We start from the raw sequence: 17637 nt of genomic DNA, 5'->3' as shown, positions 1-17637 counted from the left end.
CGCTAACTCAAGTCATAATAGGTATTTATTTAACCCTTTCAGGGTTTTGAACCCTGAAAGGGTTGCACAAAAATTGAGTGGCAAATTTACGTTTATTGTACATTGTACCAAAGCTATTTCTTTGACAAAGAAAGAAATAAATAATTATTTAAAAATAAGTAAAAATACTTATGTTTGTAAAATAATATCTACGTACTTTAAATGTATCAAATCTTACAAGATTTTATTTATAAGGAGTTAGTTGTTTTTCACTATATTTTTTAAAACATACTGATGGAAGAAAATAAAAAATACATCATAGCAGTCAGAATCTGGATTGAAGAAGCTGACGGTCCTTTTTTAGGCATTGGAAAGATATGGTTGCTGGAGAATATCGCAAAAACGGGTTCTATCACTAATGCAGCCAAAGAAATGAAAATGGCGTATCGTCAAGCTTGGCAATTAGTGGAAGAAATGAACAAACGTGCCGAAAAACCACTGGTAGAAAAACTACTTGGTGGCAAAGGTGGTGGTGGCGCCAGATTGACAGAAGCCGGAGAAAGAGCCATTCAGACTTTTTATGCATTAGAAAAGAAAATTCAAGATTTTGCCCGAAAAGAAACATTGAATTTGAAATTTTAAAAAATTTGAACAGCAGTATTCTTTTTAAAACATACTGAAAAAAATACCCTTTATGAAATCAAGATTATATCTGATACTAGTATTACTAAGCTTAAAAAGCTTGGCACAATCCCAAAAAGAAAATTCAAAAACAAGCCAAGACAGCCTCAAAAAAGAAATGCTGAAAGAAGTAGTCGTTACCGCTTCCCGTACTCAAGAAACATTTTTACGATCTCCTATAAGTATTGAACAATTAAAAGCTGCAGATGCAAAAAACATGGGTTCCTCATCCAGTTTTGATGCACTCGAAAACTTAAAAGGAGTTCAAATTATCACACCAAGTTTAGGTTTTAAAGTCATCAACACGAGAGGATTTGCCAACACAACCAATGTGCGGTTTGCCCAATTAGTAGACGGCATAGACAACCAAGCACCACATCTGGGGGCGCCCATCGCCAATGCGCTTGGAGCAAACGACCTTGACATCTATAAAATTGAAGTCATTCCCGGAGCGGCTTCTGCACTATATGGAATGAATGCCATCAATGGACTAGCAAATATTCAAACCAAAAACCCCTTTGAATATGAAGGATTGAGCATTCAGCAGTTAACTGGTGTGAATCATGTTGGACATGTAGACCGCTTCTCTCCACAGCTTTACAACCAGACCAATTTCCGTTATGCTAAAGCAATAAATTCCAGAATTGCTTTTAAAATAAATGGTTCCACAACTGGAGGAACGGATTGGGTTGCAGACAACAGAACCGATTTGGCTCCAAATATAAATTCTTCAACCAATTTATATGGAGCTGATAATCCTGCTTTTGATGAAGTAAATGGTTATGGAAACGAATCGGCAAACCGAAGAACGGTAACCCTGAATGGGAAAAAATACATTGTAGCCCGAACGGGATATAGAGAAACCGACATTGCAGATTACAACATCCAAAACTACAAAGGTGATATTGGGTTGTATTTCCGTCCAAAAAAGGGACAGGAATTAGCCATAACGTATAAAGGAGCTTTAATCAATACGGTCTACCAACGTTCGAATCGTTTTAGATTAGAAGATTATACCTTACATCAATATAGCATTGATTATCATACCAATATTTTTCAGATACGAACGCATTTAACCCAAGAGAACACTGGAAAATCATACAATATGCGCTCTCTGGCAGAAAACATGGATCGGGCTTTCAAATCGGACGACCAGTGGTTTGCCAATTATACTACAGCCTATAACAATGCGGTACCCACTGGGGCTACCATTGCAGATGCCCATAGAATGGCTAGAGCAACATCTGATCAAGGAAGATTTATTCCTGGTACTGAGGCTTATAATCAAAAGAAAGAAGAACTGGTCAACACCAATAATTGGGATTTCGGTGCCGCTTTACGAGTAAAATCTTCTTTAGTGCATGCGGAAGGTTTGTTTAATTGGGATAAAGTTTTTGCTGACTTTTTAAAAAAAATCGACACACAACTCTTAAGTGGTTTTGATTATAGAACGTACATCATTGTTCCCGACGGAAATTACTTTGTAAATCCAGTTGATGATGGCAAAAACCTAACCTATGGAAAAACAGGGGGATTTACCCAGTTAAGCAAGGATTTATTTGACAAAAAATTACGTCTGAGTGCAACCGTTCGCGCAGACAAAGCAGATTATTTCGATTTGAAATTTACCCCTCGATTTACTGCTGTATTTTCTCCAAAAGAGGAAATCAACTTTAGAGCTTCTTACCAAAGCGGGTACCGATTCCCCAGTATTTTTGAAGGTTTTTCTAACGTGAACAGCGGTGGTGTAAAACGAGTGGGAGGACTGAAAATAATGTCTGACGGAATTTTCGAAAATTCGTATACAAAAGCATCTATTGATAAATTCCAAGCCCAAGTAACCAGCGATATTAATACGCTTGGTCTAACACAGGCACATGCAATCGACAAAAATAAAGCGATAATCCAGAAAAACCCATATACTTATTTACAACCTGAATTTGTTCGTTCTTTTGAATTTGGATTTAGAGGAGTTACCCTAAATAAGAGTTTGTTTATTGATACCGATTTTTATTACAACTCCTATGAGAATTTTATCGCACAAGTTGAAGCAAGCATCCCTAACACAACAGATGCTGCACAAATACCAACAGCCCTTTATTCTAAGGCTACACAAAGCCGGTACCGTTTATGGACCAATTCTAAAAGTAAAATTTACAATTATGGCGGTAGTGTAGGATTGAAATACAAATACAACAATGTGTTTTCATTTTTAGGAAATGTAACCTATACCAAATTAGACCGAACGGATGATAAAGATGGTTTAGAAGATGGTTTCAACACGCCTAAATTCATTGCAAATGGAACAATCGTAACAGAACATTTGTGGAAGAACCTTGGGGCAAGTGTTACGTATCGCTGTCAAAACAAATATGATTATGTTTCTTTCCTTGTTAGTGGCGAAGTACCTGCCTACTGGTCAATGGATGCACAAGTAAATTATAATTTCGAAAAAACAGGCGTGACCGCTAAATTCGGAGGAACCAATTTCCTAAACAAAACCTATTATTCTATGTTAGGCGGGCCATCAATTGGAGGATTGTATTATGTATCATTGACTTGGAATGTTGGCAAACTCTAAAAAAAGAGTCCTTAAAAGATTGGTTTGCTTTTGAAATTTACGTTTATTGTACGAAAGTTAAAACTTTGAGCGTTATTAACTTTAAATAAAGAAATTCTTTATTATTTTTACCCCTTAATTACAATAAACTATGACTTCTAATTTTGATAAATTTCAAAAACGCAGATTAATTTCCTCTTATTTTTCGGTGGTACTAAGTGTATTCTTGGTATTATTCCTATTAGGAATGTTAGGATTTTTCATTATAAATTCTAAAAAACTGGCCGATGATTTCAAGGAAAAAATTGCCATGACGGTGTTTTTCAAAAACGACGCTAATGACAGTATCTTGAAAGCTTTTGGAACTGATTTAAAATCGGCTGCTTTTGCAAAATCATATGTTTATGTCACTAAAGAGGCTGCAGCTAAACAACATACTGATATTATTGGGGAAGACTTCATGGAATTTCTAGGTGAAAATCCTTTGCAAAACTCTTACGACATTCACTTAAAAGCAGACTATGTAATCAAGGACAGTATTGCAAAAATCGAAACACATTTGCGTAAAAATGCCATGATTTCGGATATTGTTTATGACAAACAATTAGTGAATCTAGTAAATGACAATATCAAAAAAGTGAGTATGTGGATTTTAATAATCAGCGGATTTTTTACCGTTATCGCTGTTTTATTAATCAACAGCTCTTTACGCTTATCCATACATTCGAATCGATTTATCATCAAAACCATGCAAATGGTAGGTGCTACCAAAGCGTTTATCAGAAAACCATTTGTGTTGCGAAGCATAAAACTGGGAATGATTGGTGCAGGTTTGGCCGTTTTAGCGTTGATTGGCGTTTTGATTTACGTTCAAACTAATTTTCCTGACCTTGGTATTCTTGACGACAAATTACTGGTTGGCTTAGTTTTATTAGGTGTTTTGGGAATCGGTGTTTTGATTACTTGGCTAAGCACTTATTTTGCAACACAACGCTTTTTGAATTTAAGAACAGACGATCTTTACTAGATTTCAGACAGCAGGTTTCAGTTTAAAGATAGGAGATTAAAACAACATCAATTTTAGGATTTTAAAAAAGCCTTATAATTCCAGCATAAATGAAAAACGAAGAACAAAAACAAGAATTTCTTTTTTATAAAATAAATTATAAAATTCTATTGATTGGGATTGGAGTAATTGCTTTAGGATTTATTCTAATGTCAGGCGGCGGAAGTAATGATCCAAAAGTATTTAGTGAAGCAATATTTGATTTCAGAAGAATTCGTTTGGCTCCAACAACTGTTTTAATCGGTTTTGGAATCACTGTTTATGCTATTCTTAAAAATCCAAAAAAAGCATAAATGAATACATTACAAGCTATTATTCTTGCCATTATTGAAGGAATTACTGAATTTTTACCTGTTTCTTCAACTGGACATATGATTATCGCATCTTCTTTTTTTGGAATTGCACATGATGATTTTACAAAACTTTTTACGATTGTCATTCAATTGGGAGCTATTCTTTCGGTTGTAGTTTTATACTTCAAACGATTCTTTCAATCCTTTGATTTTTACTTTAAACTACTTGTCGCTTTTATTCCAGCAGTAGTTTTTGGATTGCTTTTCAGCAAAAAAATAGATGCTTTGCTAGAAAGTCCGGTTACTGTTGCTGTTTCTCTTTTGATAGGAGGAATTATTTTATTAAAAGTAGATGATTGGTTTGCAGTTTCAGAAGTTGGTTTTCCAGTCAGTAAAGAAATCACCTATCTTCAAGCATTTAAAATTGGATTGTTCCAATGCCTTGCCATGATTCCCGGTGTTTCCCGAAGTGGTGCCAGTATTGTAGGCGGAATGTCTCAGAAATTATCTCGAACTACCGCAGCAGAATTCTCTTTTTTTCTTGCCGTTCCCACCATGTTGGGCGCAACTGCAAAAAAATGTTATGATTATTACAAAGACGGATATGTACTGACACACGATCAAATTAACTTTCTTATCATTGGTAATGTGGTGGCATTTATTGTGGCACTTTTAGCCATAAAATCATTCATTGGTTTTTTAAGCCGAAAAGGATTTAAACTATTTGGTTATTACAGAATTATAGCTGGAATTATATTATTGATAATCCACTTTTTTATTCATCCCTTGACCATTATTTAATGACAACCGAAGACTTTTTAGAAGGACAAATCATACTCATTGACAAACCTTTGCATTGGACTTCCTTTCAGGCAGTGAACAAATTGAAATGGGCTTTGATTACTAAACTAGGGCTTCCAAAAAAATTCAAGATTGGACATGCCGGAACTTTAGATCCATTGGCAACCGGATTGCTTTTAGTGTGCACCGGAAAATTTACCAAAAGAATTACGGAACTTCAGGGTCAAGCCAAAGAATACACCGGAACGTTCTATATTGGGGCGACAACACCTTCGTATGATTTAGAAACCGAAATTGACCAGACATTTCCAACAGAACATATTGATGAGGCTTTAATTCAGGAAACCGTAAAACAATTTCTAGGTGAAATAGATCAAAAACCACCTATCTACTCCGCTATAAAAAAAGATGGTGTTCGCTTGTATGAGCACGCCAGAGCAGGAGAAACAGTAGAAATTGCAACGAGAAAAACAACTATACACGAATTTGAAATTACAAGAATCGCGCTTCCCGAAGTCGATTTCAGAGTAGTTTGCAGCAAAGGAACTTACATTCGTTCGCTGGCTTTTGATTTTGGAAAAGCTATGAATTCAGGTTCGCATTTAACCGCTTTACGCCGAACAAAAATTGGTGATTATAATGTAAATGACGGAATGGATGTTGAAGCATTTGAACAAAGTCTGGCTCCTCAATTGTAATCAAAAGCAAAAACACATGACAAATACAAAATTGAACTTGCTATGTGTTTTTTCTAAAAAGTTAAAGTAGTTTTAATCCATACTTTTTTTTGTTTACTTGGCTGTGCCGTTGGTTTTAATAATGAGTTACGTTTTTACCTCCAAATAGTAAGCGCGATAAATAATCATAAAACCTTTCAAATAGCTTTTTCATAACGATGTTTTTTTTAATTGTGAAACAATATTAAACACCAATAAAAAAAGTAAATCGTAAATAAAATAGTAAACTTGGTTGGCAATTACTAAATTACAATATTTTTTTGATACAACAAAAAAACAAAGTTATTTTTTTGTATCAAAAAACGTATAGCTAAACCTACTTTTTACATCAGATATTTTGCATCAAATTAATCACTTCTTCCTGGGTACTTAATCCTTTATCTTTCAAATACCACAATTGTAATTCCGTTTTAACTTTTTCATCAATTGCTCCAAATTTCTTTTTATAATCATTTATCAAATCCGTCGCGTCTTTTGGTCTGGGTCCCCAACTGTCTAGTAGACTTCCCGTTTCTCTATCAATTATAATTAATTTGGGAATTGCTCTTTTTTTATTGGTTAAAAACAATTTCATCAATTCCTCGTTTTCATCACGCAAAACAATTTTCATTTCTATTTTACCCTCGGAAGCAATGGCCATTTGATTAAAAATAGGCAGTATTTGTGCTGCATCTCCACACCAACCTTCGGAAATAACTAACCAGATGTATTCGCTTTTTAAATTTTTTAATTTAAAGCTATTTTCATCCGGAATTTTCATCGTTTTATCCAAACGATCCATACGCGTTTCATTCAAAGAACTGTACTGTGTCAAATTTTCGGATTGTTCATTACCCGTTGATTTTCCATCAAATAACAAATCAGAAACTAGTTTTCTATATTCTGAATACGAGTGACTGTTAAATAATGCTTTGGCTATAGTAATTTTCATGATAAGTGATTTATTTACACAAAGTTACCATAAAATCGGATTTTAAACATGACTTATATCAGTTTCCATTCCACAAAAAGACTAATTTTATATCAAATATTTAGAATGGATTTAAAAACGAAATCAATAGGACTTGTACTTTCTGGCGGAGGTTCTAAAGGTATAGCACATGCTGGTGCAATTAAATTCTTGGAAGAGAAAAACATCTTTCCTTCTCGGATTGCCGGAACAAGCGCAGGCTCGATTGTTGGTGCCTTGTATGCGTGGGGAAAAACACCCGACGAAATCCTGGAGTTTTTTAAGTCTATCTATCTTTTTCATTGGAAACATTTTACCTTCACAAAAGCAGGTCTAATTGATTCTGAATCTTTCAAAAGTTATTTTTATGCTATTTTCAAGGATGCATTACTAGAGGAACTAAAAATTCCAATTCATATTACGGCGACTGATATGGTTAGAGGAAGACTAAAAATATTTGGTCCTGAAACAACCATTATTGATGCTATTTTAGCTTCATCTGCATTTCCCGGGATTTTGTCTCCGTACGAAATTAAAGGAAAATTATATAGTGATGGTGGCATATTAAATCATTTTCCCTCAGATATTTTACAAGGACAATGTGATACCGTCATTGGAGTTTACGTAAGTCCTCTTCAAAAAATTGAAGCTAAAGATTTAAGCTCGATAAAAGCTGTAACTACCCGCGCTTTTGACATCCTTTCGGCAAATTCAAATATGCACAAATTCAACGTTTGCGATTGGGTTATTGAACCAAAGGATTTGTGTCTCTATAGTACTTTTGAAACGAATAAGATTAAAATGGATGCGATCTTCAACATTGGCTATGAAGCCGCAAAAAAATCCTACGGAAAACTTAATTTATAAATTTTAAGCAACACTTTTTTTAAAAAACAGAATATGTCTATATTTGCACCAATCAACTCAACACAAAATGAAATACAAAAGAATTCTTCTTAAACTAAGTGGCGAAGCTTTAATGGGCGACTTGCAATACGGAATTGACCCAAAAAGATTAGCTGAATATGCTGACGAAATCAAGCAAATTCATGAAAAAGGAGTAGAAATAGCCATTGTAATAGGTGGTGGAAATATTTTTAGAGGAGTTGCGGGAGCAAGTGCAGGAATGGACAGAGTGCAAGGAGATTATATGGGAATGCTGGCTACCGTTATTAACGGAATGGCTTTGCAAGGCGCATTGGAAGAGAAAGGGATGAAAACTCGTTTACAAACTGCGCTAAAAATGGAATCTATAGCGGAACCGTATATAAAAAGAAGAGCAGATCGTCATCTTGAAAAAGGGAGAATTGTGATCTTTGGTGCAGGAACAGGAAATCCTTATTTTACAACAGATACCGCAGCCGTTTTACGTGGTGTGGAAATTAATGCCGATGTAATTCTAAAAGGAACTCGTGTTGATGGTGTATATGATTGCGATCCGGAGAAAAATGCTTCGGCGGTGAAATTTGAGTTCATCTCCTTTGAAGATGTTCTTAAAAAAGGATTGAATGTAATGGACACCACGGCATTCACATTAAGTCAGGAAAACAAATTACCAATTGTAGTTTTTGACATGAACAAAGTGGGTAACCTGTTGAAAATTTGCGAAGGAGAAAACATAGGAACAGTAGTAAATATATAAATAGATTATTAGATCGTTAGATTATTAATGCTTAAAGTCTAAAAATCCAACAGTCCAAGAAATCTAAAAACCTAAAAAAATGACCGAAGAAATTGAATTTATATTAGATAGTACTAAAGAATCTATGACCGGTTCTATTGCACATTTAGAAAAAGAATTTTTAAATATACGTGCCGGAAAAGCGTCTCCAGCAATGTTAGGAAGTGTTTTTGTAGATTATTATGGGTCTGCAACACCGCTTTCACAAGTATCTAAAATCAGTGTTCCTGATGCCAGAACGATTACTTTACAGCCTTTTGAAAAAAACATGCTGCATGTAATCGAAAAAGCAATTATGGTGGCCAATATTGGTTTCAACCCAATGAATAACGGGGATGTAATTATCATAAGCGTTCCGGCATTAACAGAGGAAAGAAGACGTGATCTTGCCAAACAAGCTAAAGTAGAAGCCGAAGATGCTAAAGTGGGTATTCGTAACGCAAGGAAAGATGCGAATACTGATATAAAAAAATTAGAAAAAGAAGGGACATCCGAAGACATTTGTAAAAGTGCCGAAGAGGAAGTTCAAAACTTAACCAACAGTTACATCCGTAAAATAGATGAGCTTTTAGTTTCGAAAGAAGCTGAAATCATGAAGGTATAACTTTTAAACGTCTTGAGTTAAATACAAGCTAGTTTTATTAGACACAAACATTAAATTAAACAGTTTCGAGAATATTCTTGAAACTGTTTTTTTTTGGTTTAATCCAAAGTCTTTTGTTGAACCATTTAATTTCGGAATTAATGTTTCAACAAAACAGAACTGTTTTAAATCTTTTTTATCACATATGTCACAATTCCCCAAATGATTAATTGGTTTTCTTCGGTGACTTTTATAGGAGAATAATTGGGATTTTCAGGCATAAGATACAAACAATCTTTCTCCAGCTGAATGCGTTTTACAGTAAATTCCCCATCAATAAAACAAATCGCAATTTTGTTGTTTTGAGGTTCTAAACTTCGATCCACGACCAGAACATCTTTGTCATTTATACCGGCATCAATCATGGAATTTCCTTTGACTTTGATATAAAAAGTAGCCAAAGGATTTTCACTTAGTTCTTTGTTCAAATCGATATTGGCTTCCATAAAATCGGCAGCCGGAGAGGGAAATCCCGCCGAAACGCCCTCGGACATGAAAGGAATTTTTAAGTCACTTTCAAAATCAGGCAGAAAGAATGTTAGTTTTTGTTCTTTGTTTATTGGCATTTTATTTCGAGAATATCTTTAAAATTAGTGGTGTATTTAGGCGATAAATACTTCTGGTTCATATTCCAAGTCAGCTTTAAATTTTGAGTAGCCAACTTTACTTTTTTGTCTCCAATTTTAGTATTTAGGCGGTCCATCACTTTCATCAACTCCAAATGTTTTGGATTTTCCTCCTCAAACAACTGCAATTGTTTTCTATTTTCATCAATAAGTTCCGTCACAATAACGCCGGCTTTCTTGAATTTTATATTTTCATTCCCTTGGTACAATTTTTTCAACATAGCTATTGCCGCATTCGAAATTGTCAAAGTAGAATTAGTCCCATAAGGCAAGGTAACGGCCATATTAAAATAATATTTTGACGTTTGCACAGTATGCTTATCGACGACTAACAGTACAATAATCGTATGGCAACACGAGTTTTGCTTTCGTAATTTCTCGGCACAAACCGATGCAAAAGTGGCTATGCGTTCCCGCAACAAATCAAAATCAGAAATCTGTTTTGGAAAGCTTCTGGTTATGGCAATGCTTTTCTTTTGATCCACAAGAGGTTCTAAATCCAAAACTGATTTTCCCTCTAATTCATATTTCAACCGAAGGCCGATAACTCCCATTTCTTTCTTAATCCAGGCTTCGTGTTGTGGAGCGATAAAATCTAATGCAGTAGTAATATTTCGCACTTTCATCTTTTTATTCATGCGATATCCAATTCCCCAAACGTCTTCAATCTTGGTCCATTTCAACGCTTTGATGCGTTTCTCATCAGTATCGATTACATAAACACCGTTTGTTCTGTCTTGGAATTTTTTGGCAATTTTATTGGCTACTTTAGACAATGCCTTAGTTGGTGCAAAACCGATACAAACTGGAATTCCTACCCATTTTTGGACACGGGTTTTCATTTGGACTCCATAATCATGGTAATCAGCAACATTGAGACCATCAAAATTCAGAAAGGCTTCGTCAATGCTGTAAATTTCGACATTAGGGGTAAACTGTCCTAAAATCGCCATCACCCGATTGCTCAAATCACCATAAAGGGCATAATTCGAAGAAAATAACGTTACATTTTTCTCTTTTACCAATTCCTTAATCTTAAATGCCGGCGCACCCATTGGAATTCCAACAGCTTTGGCTTCATTACTTCTGGAAATCACGCAACCATCATTATTGGACAATATCGCAACAGGCTGCCCCACGAATTGAGGTTGAAAAACCCTTTCGCAGGAAGCGTAAAAATTGTTACAATCGACTAAAGCATACATCGTACAAAATTACTCAATATGCCTGTATGCACGTCCGTAATAAAAGTTAATTTTAGCACTGTTGATAATAAAAAAAGGGGACCAAGAATTCGTTTTAAAACTTTAAATAACTAATTATTGATTCCCATTTTTATCTAACATATAAAAATAGTCTAAACTAAATTTTATATGTATTGATTTATAATATTTTCAAAAAGTTCTTGTTTACCGCTTTGCAAAGTAAGCTCTCCATTCTCTTGAGCAATTCTGTATAACGCTTGTAAGTCTAACTTTCCTTCTTCAAAAGCTTTTCCGTTTCCAGAATCAAAAGAACGGTATCTTTCGGTTCTTAATTTTTCGTAAGGAGAGGAAGTAACACCATATTATAGCATTCCGTAATGGGTTGTGTTTTTCGTCAACCATAACCAATCCATGCATTTGATACGAGATACCAATACCCGTTATCATAGAAGCTTCAACATTGGATTCTTTAAGGGCTCTTTTTGTTGCCGCGCATATATGTTGCTACCACATTTCAGGATCTTATTCGACCCAATTTGGGTGTAATGACACAATTTCCATTTCATTTTGAGGCTCGTGTAAAACAACTATTTTTTTACCCGTTTTTGCTTCTACCAAGGCTACCTTGACGGAAGAACTTCCTATATCATACCCTATATAATACATAATTTATAATGATTCTCTTATTATTAAATTTGTTGACACATAATATTGCATCGGTTCGTCATTTGTAATAAATTCGGCTCCTTTAGCTCCTAATTCCTTAAAATCAGTCGAAATGACTGAAACTCCTTTGTAAATAAATTTCTTCATAGGGGTTTCATTGTAAGATAAGAAACCTACATCTTTTCCTGGTTCAAAGTTTTTTTCTCGACATTGTTCTAAGAATATCCCAAGGATTCTGTCGCTTACACTAATATATGCTATGTTTTTTCAATGTTAAAATCATTGGCATTGGTAATAATTTTAAAATCAAACTCGAATTCTCTACAAAATTTTTTAAAAAAAGTAACCGTCTCTAAGGGGTGATTTGTATAATTAGGATACACAAAATCAATTTCTTTGTATTTTCTAAACAAATCAACCGCCCCTTTTAAAGATTCATAAAAAGCTTTACCAAAATCTTGAAAAACATAATTATTTTTAGCATTCGAATGTATGTTCCAATCAATGAGCAATAGTTTTTCATTAGGAATAGCGGTCAAGACAGAAGCTACTTCTTTATCATCAAAATTCATCACAATATATTTATAATACTTCCCAACACTATTGTTAATGATCGTTTTAAAATTATCGATATTATTATGATGAAAGGTGAATTCTTTTACAAATAGGATTACAATAAAAAACCCATAAAATGCAAATCCTTAGAGTTGCATTTTATGGGTTTTTATTATTTAACTCAATCAGAGTCAAAAGAAAACTTCCTTGTTATTACCAAGTAAATGGCAAGTACCAGTTATTTACATTCATTAATTTAGCTCTTACTGTAGCGGCTTGTGAATTGCCTTCCTTACTCAATTTATCATAAATTTTATCCGCTAAGAAAGCAGGATCATTTCTACGTAAACCGATACGAACTAAATCCTCCCAACGGTTTCCTTCGTAAGCCAAATCCAAAGCAGCTTCATCAATGATGTTATTTTCAATAGAAATTAAACTATCCCCTACTACTGCCGCTCTTGGTAAATAGGCACGACTTCTAATACCCCCTCCACGATACCAATTAGCTCTATAGTAAGGAAATTCTCCTTGACGCGCATCAAAATCATAAGGAAAAGCGCCCTTGGTCTTCATCGCATTAGTCACATCAGCTGTAGCACTATTAAGTGCCCCACGATTATAAGCTGCTTTTATACCATTATTTAAAATAGCATCGGCAATTCGATGTTGCTTATCTCTGTTAGCCGCTTCAGCATAACGCAAATGTAATTTTTCAGCACGGTATAAAAACCAATCTCCTTCTGTTTTAAACGGATCGGCAGCGGTTTCAGATTTGTAAAGGTATTTCATAATCACAGGATCACCACTTACCGTCTTGTACGTGAATTTTGAACCACGCGCATCATAAGGGATACCATTACTTTGGGTATTACTATTCCAAAGATCGATAGCACGTTGCGATGGTTTAGCCAAATAATTACCCGATGTTTTGGAAAAAATAGCGATAAAAGGATTTGCAGGAGCAAACTTACTATCAAAAGGCAGTGACCAAATCCATTCAGTATTCCATACAGCATCTTTACTTCTAGCAAAAATAGACCTCCAACCTTGTGTATCCGTATTAAGCAAAGTAGAAACATCGGGACTTCTTGTATAATTAACCAGTAAATCATTATTACCACTACCAGCAAAATTACTTATACGATACACCTCATAACGCTCCGTATCACTTCCGCTAGTAGATGCAGTCTCCAAAACGGTTTTATAATGTGACGCCGCTTTTAAATAGTCCCCTTTCCAAAGTTCTAAATCTCCTAATAGACACTCCTTATTTATAAAGAATTTAGCAGTATTATATCCATCAACAGTAATTACTAAACTGCTTCCTACTTCATATTGTTTTTTATAAGTAAGTCCCTCTGTAAAAGAGACCAGCTTATCAACAAGTTGAGTAAGAGGAATTCTTGGATATTTATTCACATTTTTAACATCATCTAAAGTTTCAATAGGCTCTGTGATATAAGGTACGCTTCCAAAGTGTATCCCTAATTGCAAGTAAACCCAAGAACGAATGCATCCCACATCGGCATAACGTTGCTCATACTGTGCTTGCGTAAATTTCTTTTTAGCCAGCATGATATCGAAATTTTTTAACGCATCATTACAATTTTGAATTACTTCATAAAATTGTTTCGGATTAATATATGGATTTTCTGCCGTTTCATTATGCTCAGACAATTCCTTTAAATAAGGACTTGAATTTCTTGTTGTAGTCATTAAATCGGCGCGCATTTCGTTAAGCATTACGTGCTTTTCTGCAAGTGCCATAAACTTACCATAAATTCCTATAACGGCAGCATCAGCATCAAATACATCTCGATATACTTGAACTCCTGAAAGCTTATCCTCGGGTTGCACATCCAGATATTCTTCACAAGAGCCTAGACTAAGTAGTAGCAGCATACCCGATAGTATGGATAGGATGCTAGTGATTGTTTTTGTTTTAATTGTTGTTATCATTGTATGTTGTTTCTGTAGTGTAAAATAATTAAAGTCCTAGACGGAGTCCTAGTTGCAATGTTCTGAACTGAGGAGCTAAACCTATATCTGTTCCTTGGCCAAATATAGATGAAGTAGCACTGAATTCAGGATCGTACCCAAGATATTTAGTAAACGTAAACAAGTTATTAGCACTGGCATAAAGCTTGATATATTTAACGTACTTCATGTCGTTCACCGCAAAATCATATTCCAAGACTACCGTTTTAAGTCTTAAATAAGAACCATCTTCAATCCATCTGTTTGAAAATTCAGCATTCCCCATTGGATCTCCCCAAGTTGCTTTTGGAATATCCGTTTGTTGTCCTTCTACTCTCCAACGATTAGCAACAGCAGCACTTTGGTTTTCGTATCCACTCATTTTTTCCAGATTGTAACGCAATCCATTATAAATGTCATTCCCAATCGAGAAATTAAACAACCCTTGAAGACTAAAACGCTTGTAAGTAATATTAGTTGAAAAACTACCCGTTACATCGGGATTAGGATTCCCAATGACCATACGGTCTTTGTTATCAATTACCCTGTCATTATTAGTATCTGTAAATCGCATATCACCAGCTGTAAAAGGAACTAATTCACCATTTGACAAACGTTTATTTAAACCGGCTGAAGTGGCTTCGGCAGCAGTCGTATATATCCCATTACTTTTTAAACCATAAAATAAATTGGCATCTTTTCCTACTGATGTCAAATAAGTCGCTCCAGCAAATTGAGTAAGGATATCACCATTTGGCAAGCTTTGAATTTCGTTTTTGTAACGGCTTAAATTTAAATCAAAATCAACAGTAAAATCAGCTGAATTAACAACACGTGCTTTCAATGCCAATTCGGCCCCTAAAGTACGCATTGCTCCACTATTGGAAACAGCATAATCAAATCCACTTACATTACTAACTGTTTCATAAATAATCATGTTCTCCGTTTTATTGGAAAACACATCAAATGAGGCACTAATACGCTCATGCAATATCCCTAAATCAGCACCTAAATTGAATTTTTTTACCGTTTCCCATTCTAAGTTTGGATTTCCAATATTTCCTCTTACCAGACCTTGTAAACCCAATAAATTTTGAGAAACATAGTATTGTTGGGCAGTAAAGTTTCCAATATCGTCATTACCGCTGTGACCATAACTAGCTCTAAACTTTAAATAATCAATCGCCTTTAAATTTTTCATAAAGCCTTCGGATGACACCAACCAAGCTCCTGTTATGGAAGTCATCAGCGCCAATTTATCAGCCCCATCTGATTTTTTATCTCCAAACCTACTTGATCCGTCAACAGCATAACTTGTTGTCAGGAAATATTTGTGACGGTAGTTGTAATTTGCGCTGGCATACATATTTAACCAGTTCCATTCCCCTAAGACTCCTCCTACCTGACGTAACAAGTTAGATCCAGCACCTACACTTTTAAAATCATCTGTAGAAGAATTGTACCCTAACCCTAAATCACTTTCTGATTTATTGCTTTGCGTTCTAATTCCGAAACGAGCGTCTAAGTTGTGCTCATTATTGAAATTTTTAAAGTAGTTCGCATACGTATCGGTATAAAGGCTTTTGTAACTTTGAACTTCACTTCCTGAACGATTCGTTCCTATAGCAGTGGGAAGTATAATATTAGCTACTCCAAAATCTGGAATAAAGAAGGTTTCTCTTTCTTTATTAAATGTTAACCCTAAGATAGAACTAATATTCCAAGCCTTATTTAAAGCATAGTTGAATTTAAAATTACCTGAGAAGCGGTAATTATTGTTCGTTCCAAAACCATTCTTTAAAATCGCATTGGGGTTACTTACATTAAAATTATCTACATCAGCCAAATTGGGCGATACTTCACCAGCGTCATCAATATTATGGTGATATAAAAATGGTGATTTAGTAAGTGCTAAATATATTGGACTTGTTTTGTAAGCAAATCCTTGATCCCATTGATTCTGAATATTATTGATAAAAGATAAATTAGCATCTACAGTAAGTTTCTCTGTCAATCTTAATGCTGCATTTAAACGGGTACTGGATCTTTGAGTATTGGTTTGCTGAACAATCCCTTTACTATCAAGATAACCTACAGACAAACCAAACTTTGCTATTTCATCTCCTCCACGAATTTTTAAAAAATAATTTTGATTTGTACTGGCCTTAAAAACTTGATCTTGCCAATTCGTATTATTGTGGTATTTATAATACCCTGCAGTACCTACATTATCGTTCATATAAGGCAAATCGGCAACCTGCTGTTGTGACAACCCGCGAGAGGCTTCTAATTGAGACAGATGCGTGCGATAGCCCGCTGCATCAAGCAAAGGCAACTGATCCGGAGCTTGATTTATTCCTCCATACATAGTAAAATCAATTTTAGTTGATAGTTCTGTAGCACGAGTAGTCGTAATATTAATTACTCCATTAGCTCCTTTAGTACCGTATAGAGATGATCCATCTTTAATAACAGTTACATCCTCAATATCTTTAACATCTATATTAGTTAAAGGAGAAGAAATATTATTTTGTACAATTCCGGAGCCATAATCCTCATCATCATAAATCATTCCATCTACAACGATCAAAGGTTTATTAGTAGCATACAATGAATTAAAACCACGAAGTGCTAAATAGGCACCCGCCCCAGGTGTTCCGGAGTTTCTAACCGTGTTTAATCCCGCCACTTTTCCTTGAAGAAAACCTCCAACAGATTCATTTACAACACTAGACCATTGATTTTTTTTAAAATTAACCACGCTATTTGCACCTGTATTTTCATATTGCATTTTCTCTCCCGATGGAAGATTAGCGATTTGATAAGCAGGAGCATAATACGGCTCACTAAGGAATATTTCTATTCCTGATTCTTGGTTCTTTAAAGCGTATACTTTAGCTTGAAAAGCTTCACCACTAATTTTAAGTACGGCTTCTAGATTGGGTACTCTAATTTCAAAGCTACCATCATCATTCGTAATCGCTGCCGAAAATCCTTCGACAGCAATGTTAATTCCTGATAAAGCAACTTTGGTTTTTGCATTTTTTACAACACCTTTAACCAAAATTCCTTTTACTTTTTTATTTATGGTTGTGATTGCAGTAGTAGATGGATCCTGAGCCTCTTGTGCATACAATGGCACATAGAGTTCTCCGGCAAAAAACATGCTTACTAGGCAGGTTAGTTTTATAATTTTTAGCATAACTAATTTTTTA

18 protein-coding genes and 1 pseudogene are annotated in these 17637 nt (G+C 34.9%); 9 read left to right on the top strand and 10 right to left on the bottom strand.

Annotation, left to right across the window (positions count from 1 at the left end):
- The first annotated feature begins 273 nt into the window (after nt 1-273).
- The 6 genes from ACM55M_RS03640 (at nt 274) to truB (ending at nt 6078) form a co-directional block, all read left to right on the top strand.
- Nucleotides 274-621: a winged helix-turn-helix domain-containing protein gene (locus ACM55M_RS03640; protein WP_416856139.1), complete on the top strand. Its 348-nt coding sequence runs from the start codon at nt 274-276 to the stop codon at nt 619-621.
- A 52-nt stretch (nt 622-673) separates the two neighbouring features.
- A complete protein-coding gene (locus ACM55M_RS03635; RefSeq protein ID WP_416856137.1) occupies nt 674-3241 on the top strand; it encodes a TonB-dependent receptor in 2568 nt (855 codons plus the stop codon).
- A gap of 130 nt (nt 3242-3371) precedes the next feature.
- Nucleotides 3372-4247 carry a cell division protein FtsX gene (locus ACM55M_RS03630; RefSeq protein WP_416856135.1) on the top strand — a complete coding sequence of 292 codons (876 nt, stop codon included), beginning with the start codon at nt 3372-3374 and terminating at the stop codon, nt 4245-4247.
- An 89-nt stretch (nt 4248-4336) separates the two neighbouring features.
- Nucleotides 4337-4579, top strand: a complete 243-nt coding sequence (locus ACM55M_RS03625) for a DUF3098 domain-containing protein (protein WP_416856134.1) — start codon at nt 4337-4339, stop codon at nt 4577-4579.
- Nucleotides 4580-5380, top strand: a complete 801-nt coding sequence (locus ACM55M_RS03620) for an undecaprenyl-diphosphate phosphatase (RefSeq protein WP_416856132.1) — start codon at nt 4580-4582, stop codon at nt 5378-5380.
- The gene (gene truB / locus ACM55M_RS03615) at nt 5380-6078 is read left to right on the top strand and encodes a tRNA pseudouridine(55) synthase TruB (RefSeq protein WP_416856130.1); all 699 of its coding nucleotides are present in this window, start codon (nt 5380-5382) and stop codon (nt 6076-6078) included. Before ACM55M_RS03620 ends, truB begins: the two co-directional genes overlap by 1 nt.
- A gap of 367 nt (nt 6079-6445) precedes the next feature.
- Here truB and ACM55M_RS03610 read toward each other — a convergent pair whose 3' ends face one another.
- Entirely contained in the window at nt 6446-7048 is a 603-nt protein-coding gene (locus ACM55M_RS03610; protein WP_416856129.1) for a thioredoxin family protein, read from the bottom strand.
- A 105-nt stretch (nt 7049-7153) separates the two neighbouring features.
- Here ACM55M_RS03610 and ACM55M_RS03605 point away from each other — a divergent pair, with 105 nt between their 5' ends.
- The 3 genes from ACM55M_RS03605 to frr all read left to right on the top strand — a co-directional run bounded on the left by ACM55M_RS03605 (nt 7154) and on the right by frr (nt 9351).
- Nucleotides 7154-7933 (top strand): patatin-like phospholipase family protein, encoded by a 780-nt coding sequence (locus tag ACM55M_RS03605; protein WP_416856128.1) that lies wholly within the window; start codon nt 7154-7156, stop codon nt 7931-7933.
- A gap of 67 nt (nt 7934-8000) precedes the next feature.
- Complete coding sequence (gene pyrH, locus ACM55M_RS03600; RefSeq protein ID WP_416856127.1) at nt 8001-8708, top strand: UMP kinase; 708 nt, start codon at nt 8001-8003, stop codon at nt 8706-8708.
- 79 nt (nt 8709-8787) lie between these two features.
- Nucleotides 8788-9351 (top strand): ribosome recycling factor, encoded by a 564-nt coding sequence (frr, locus tag ACM55M_RS03595; protein ID WP_416842508.1) that lies wholly within the window; start codon nt 8788-8790, stop codon nt 9349-9351.
- Nucleotides 9352-9515: 164 nt separating this feature from the next.
- On the opposite strand, the gene ACM55M_RS03590 is transcribed toward frr, so the two are convergent.
- The 9 genes and pseudogenes from ACM55M_RS03590 to ACM55M_RS03550 form a co-directional block, all read right to left on the bottom strand.
- Complete coding sequence (locus ACM55M_RS03590) at nt 9516-9956, bottom strand: LexA family protein (RefSeq protein ID WP_416856126.1); 441 nt, start codon at nt 9954-9956, stop codon at nt 9516-9518.
- Nucleotides 9947-11221 carry a Y-family DNA polymerase gene (locus ACM55M_RS03585; protein WP_416856125.1) on the bottom strand — a complete coding sequence of 425 codons (1275 nt, stop codon included), beginning with the start codon at nt 11219-11221 and terminating at the stop codon, nt 9947-9949. The genes ACM55M_RS03590 and ACM55M_RS03585 overlap by 10 nt, the downstream gene beginning before the upstream one ends.
- 164 nt (nt 11222-11385) lie before the next feature.
- Nucleotides 11386-11577: pseudogene (locus ACM55M_RS03580) on the bottom strand (xylose isomerase); the annotation flags it as partial.
- Nucleotides 11525-11668 (bottom strand): FGGY family carbohydrate kinase, encoded by a 144-nt coding sequence (locus ACM55M_RS03575; RefSeq protein WP_416856124.1) that lies wholly within the window; start codon nt 11666-11668, stop codon nt 11525-11527. The gene ACM55M_RS03575 and the pseudogene ACM55M_RS03580, both read right to left, overlap by 53 nt.
- 75 nt (nt 11669-11743) lie before the next feature.
- Nucleotides 11744-11887 carry a hypothetical protein gene (locus tag ACM55M_RS03570; RefSeq protein WP_416856122.1) on the bottom strand — a complete coding sequence of 48 codons (144 nt, stop codon included), beginning with the start codon at nt 11885-11887 and terminating at the stop codon, nt 11744-11746.
- 3 nt (nt 11888-11890) lie between these two features.
- Nucleotides 11891-12034: a hypothetical protein gene (locus tag ACM55M_RS03565; protein WP_416856121.1), complete on the bottom strand. Its 144-nt coding sequence runs from the start codon at nt 12032-12034 to the stop codon at nt 11891-11893.
- 110 nt (nt 12035-12144) lie between these two features.
- Complete coding sequence (locus ACM55M_RS03560) at nt 12145-12459, bottom strand: hypothetical protein (protein WP_416856120.1); 315 nt, start codon at nt 12457-12459, stop codon at nt 12145-12147.
- Nucleotides 12460-12655: 196 nt separating this feature from the next.
- On the bottom strand, nt 12656-14404 hold the full coding sequence (locus ACM55M_RS03555) for a RagB/SusD family nutrient uptake outer membrane protein (protein ID WP_416856119.1): 1749 nt from the start codon (nt 14402-14404) through the stop codon (nt 12656-12658).
- A 28-nt stretch (nt 14405-14432) separates the two neighbouring features.
- Nucleotides 14433-17624, bottom strand: coding sequence for a SusC/RagA family TonB-linked outer membrane protein (locus ACM55M_RS03550; protein WP_416856118.1), 3192 nt, complete (start codon nt 17622-17624; stop codon nt 14433-14435).
- Between the last annotated feature and the right edge of the window lie 13 nt (nt 17625-17637).

It is taken from the genome of Flavobacterium galactosi, assembly GCF_048158585.1.
GTDB lineage: Bacteria > Bacteroidota > Bacteroidia > Flavobacteriales > Flavobacteriaceae > Flavobacterium > Flavobacterium galactosi.
This window is presented reverse-complemented; position numbering and strand designations above follow the sequence as displayed.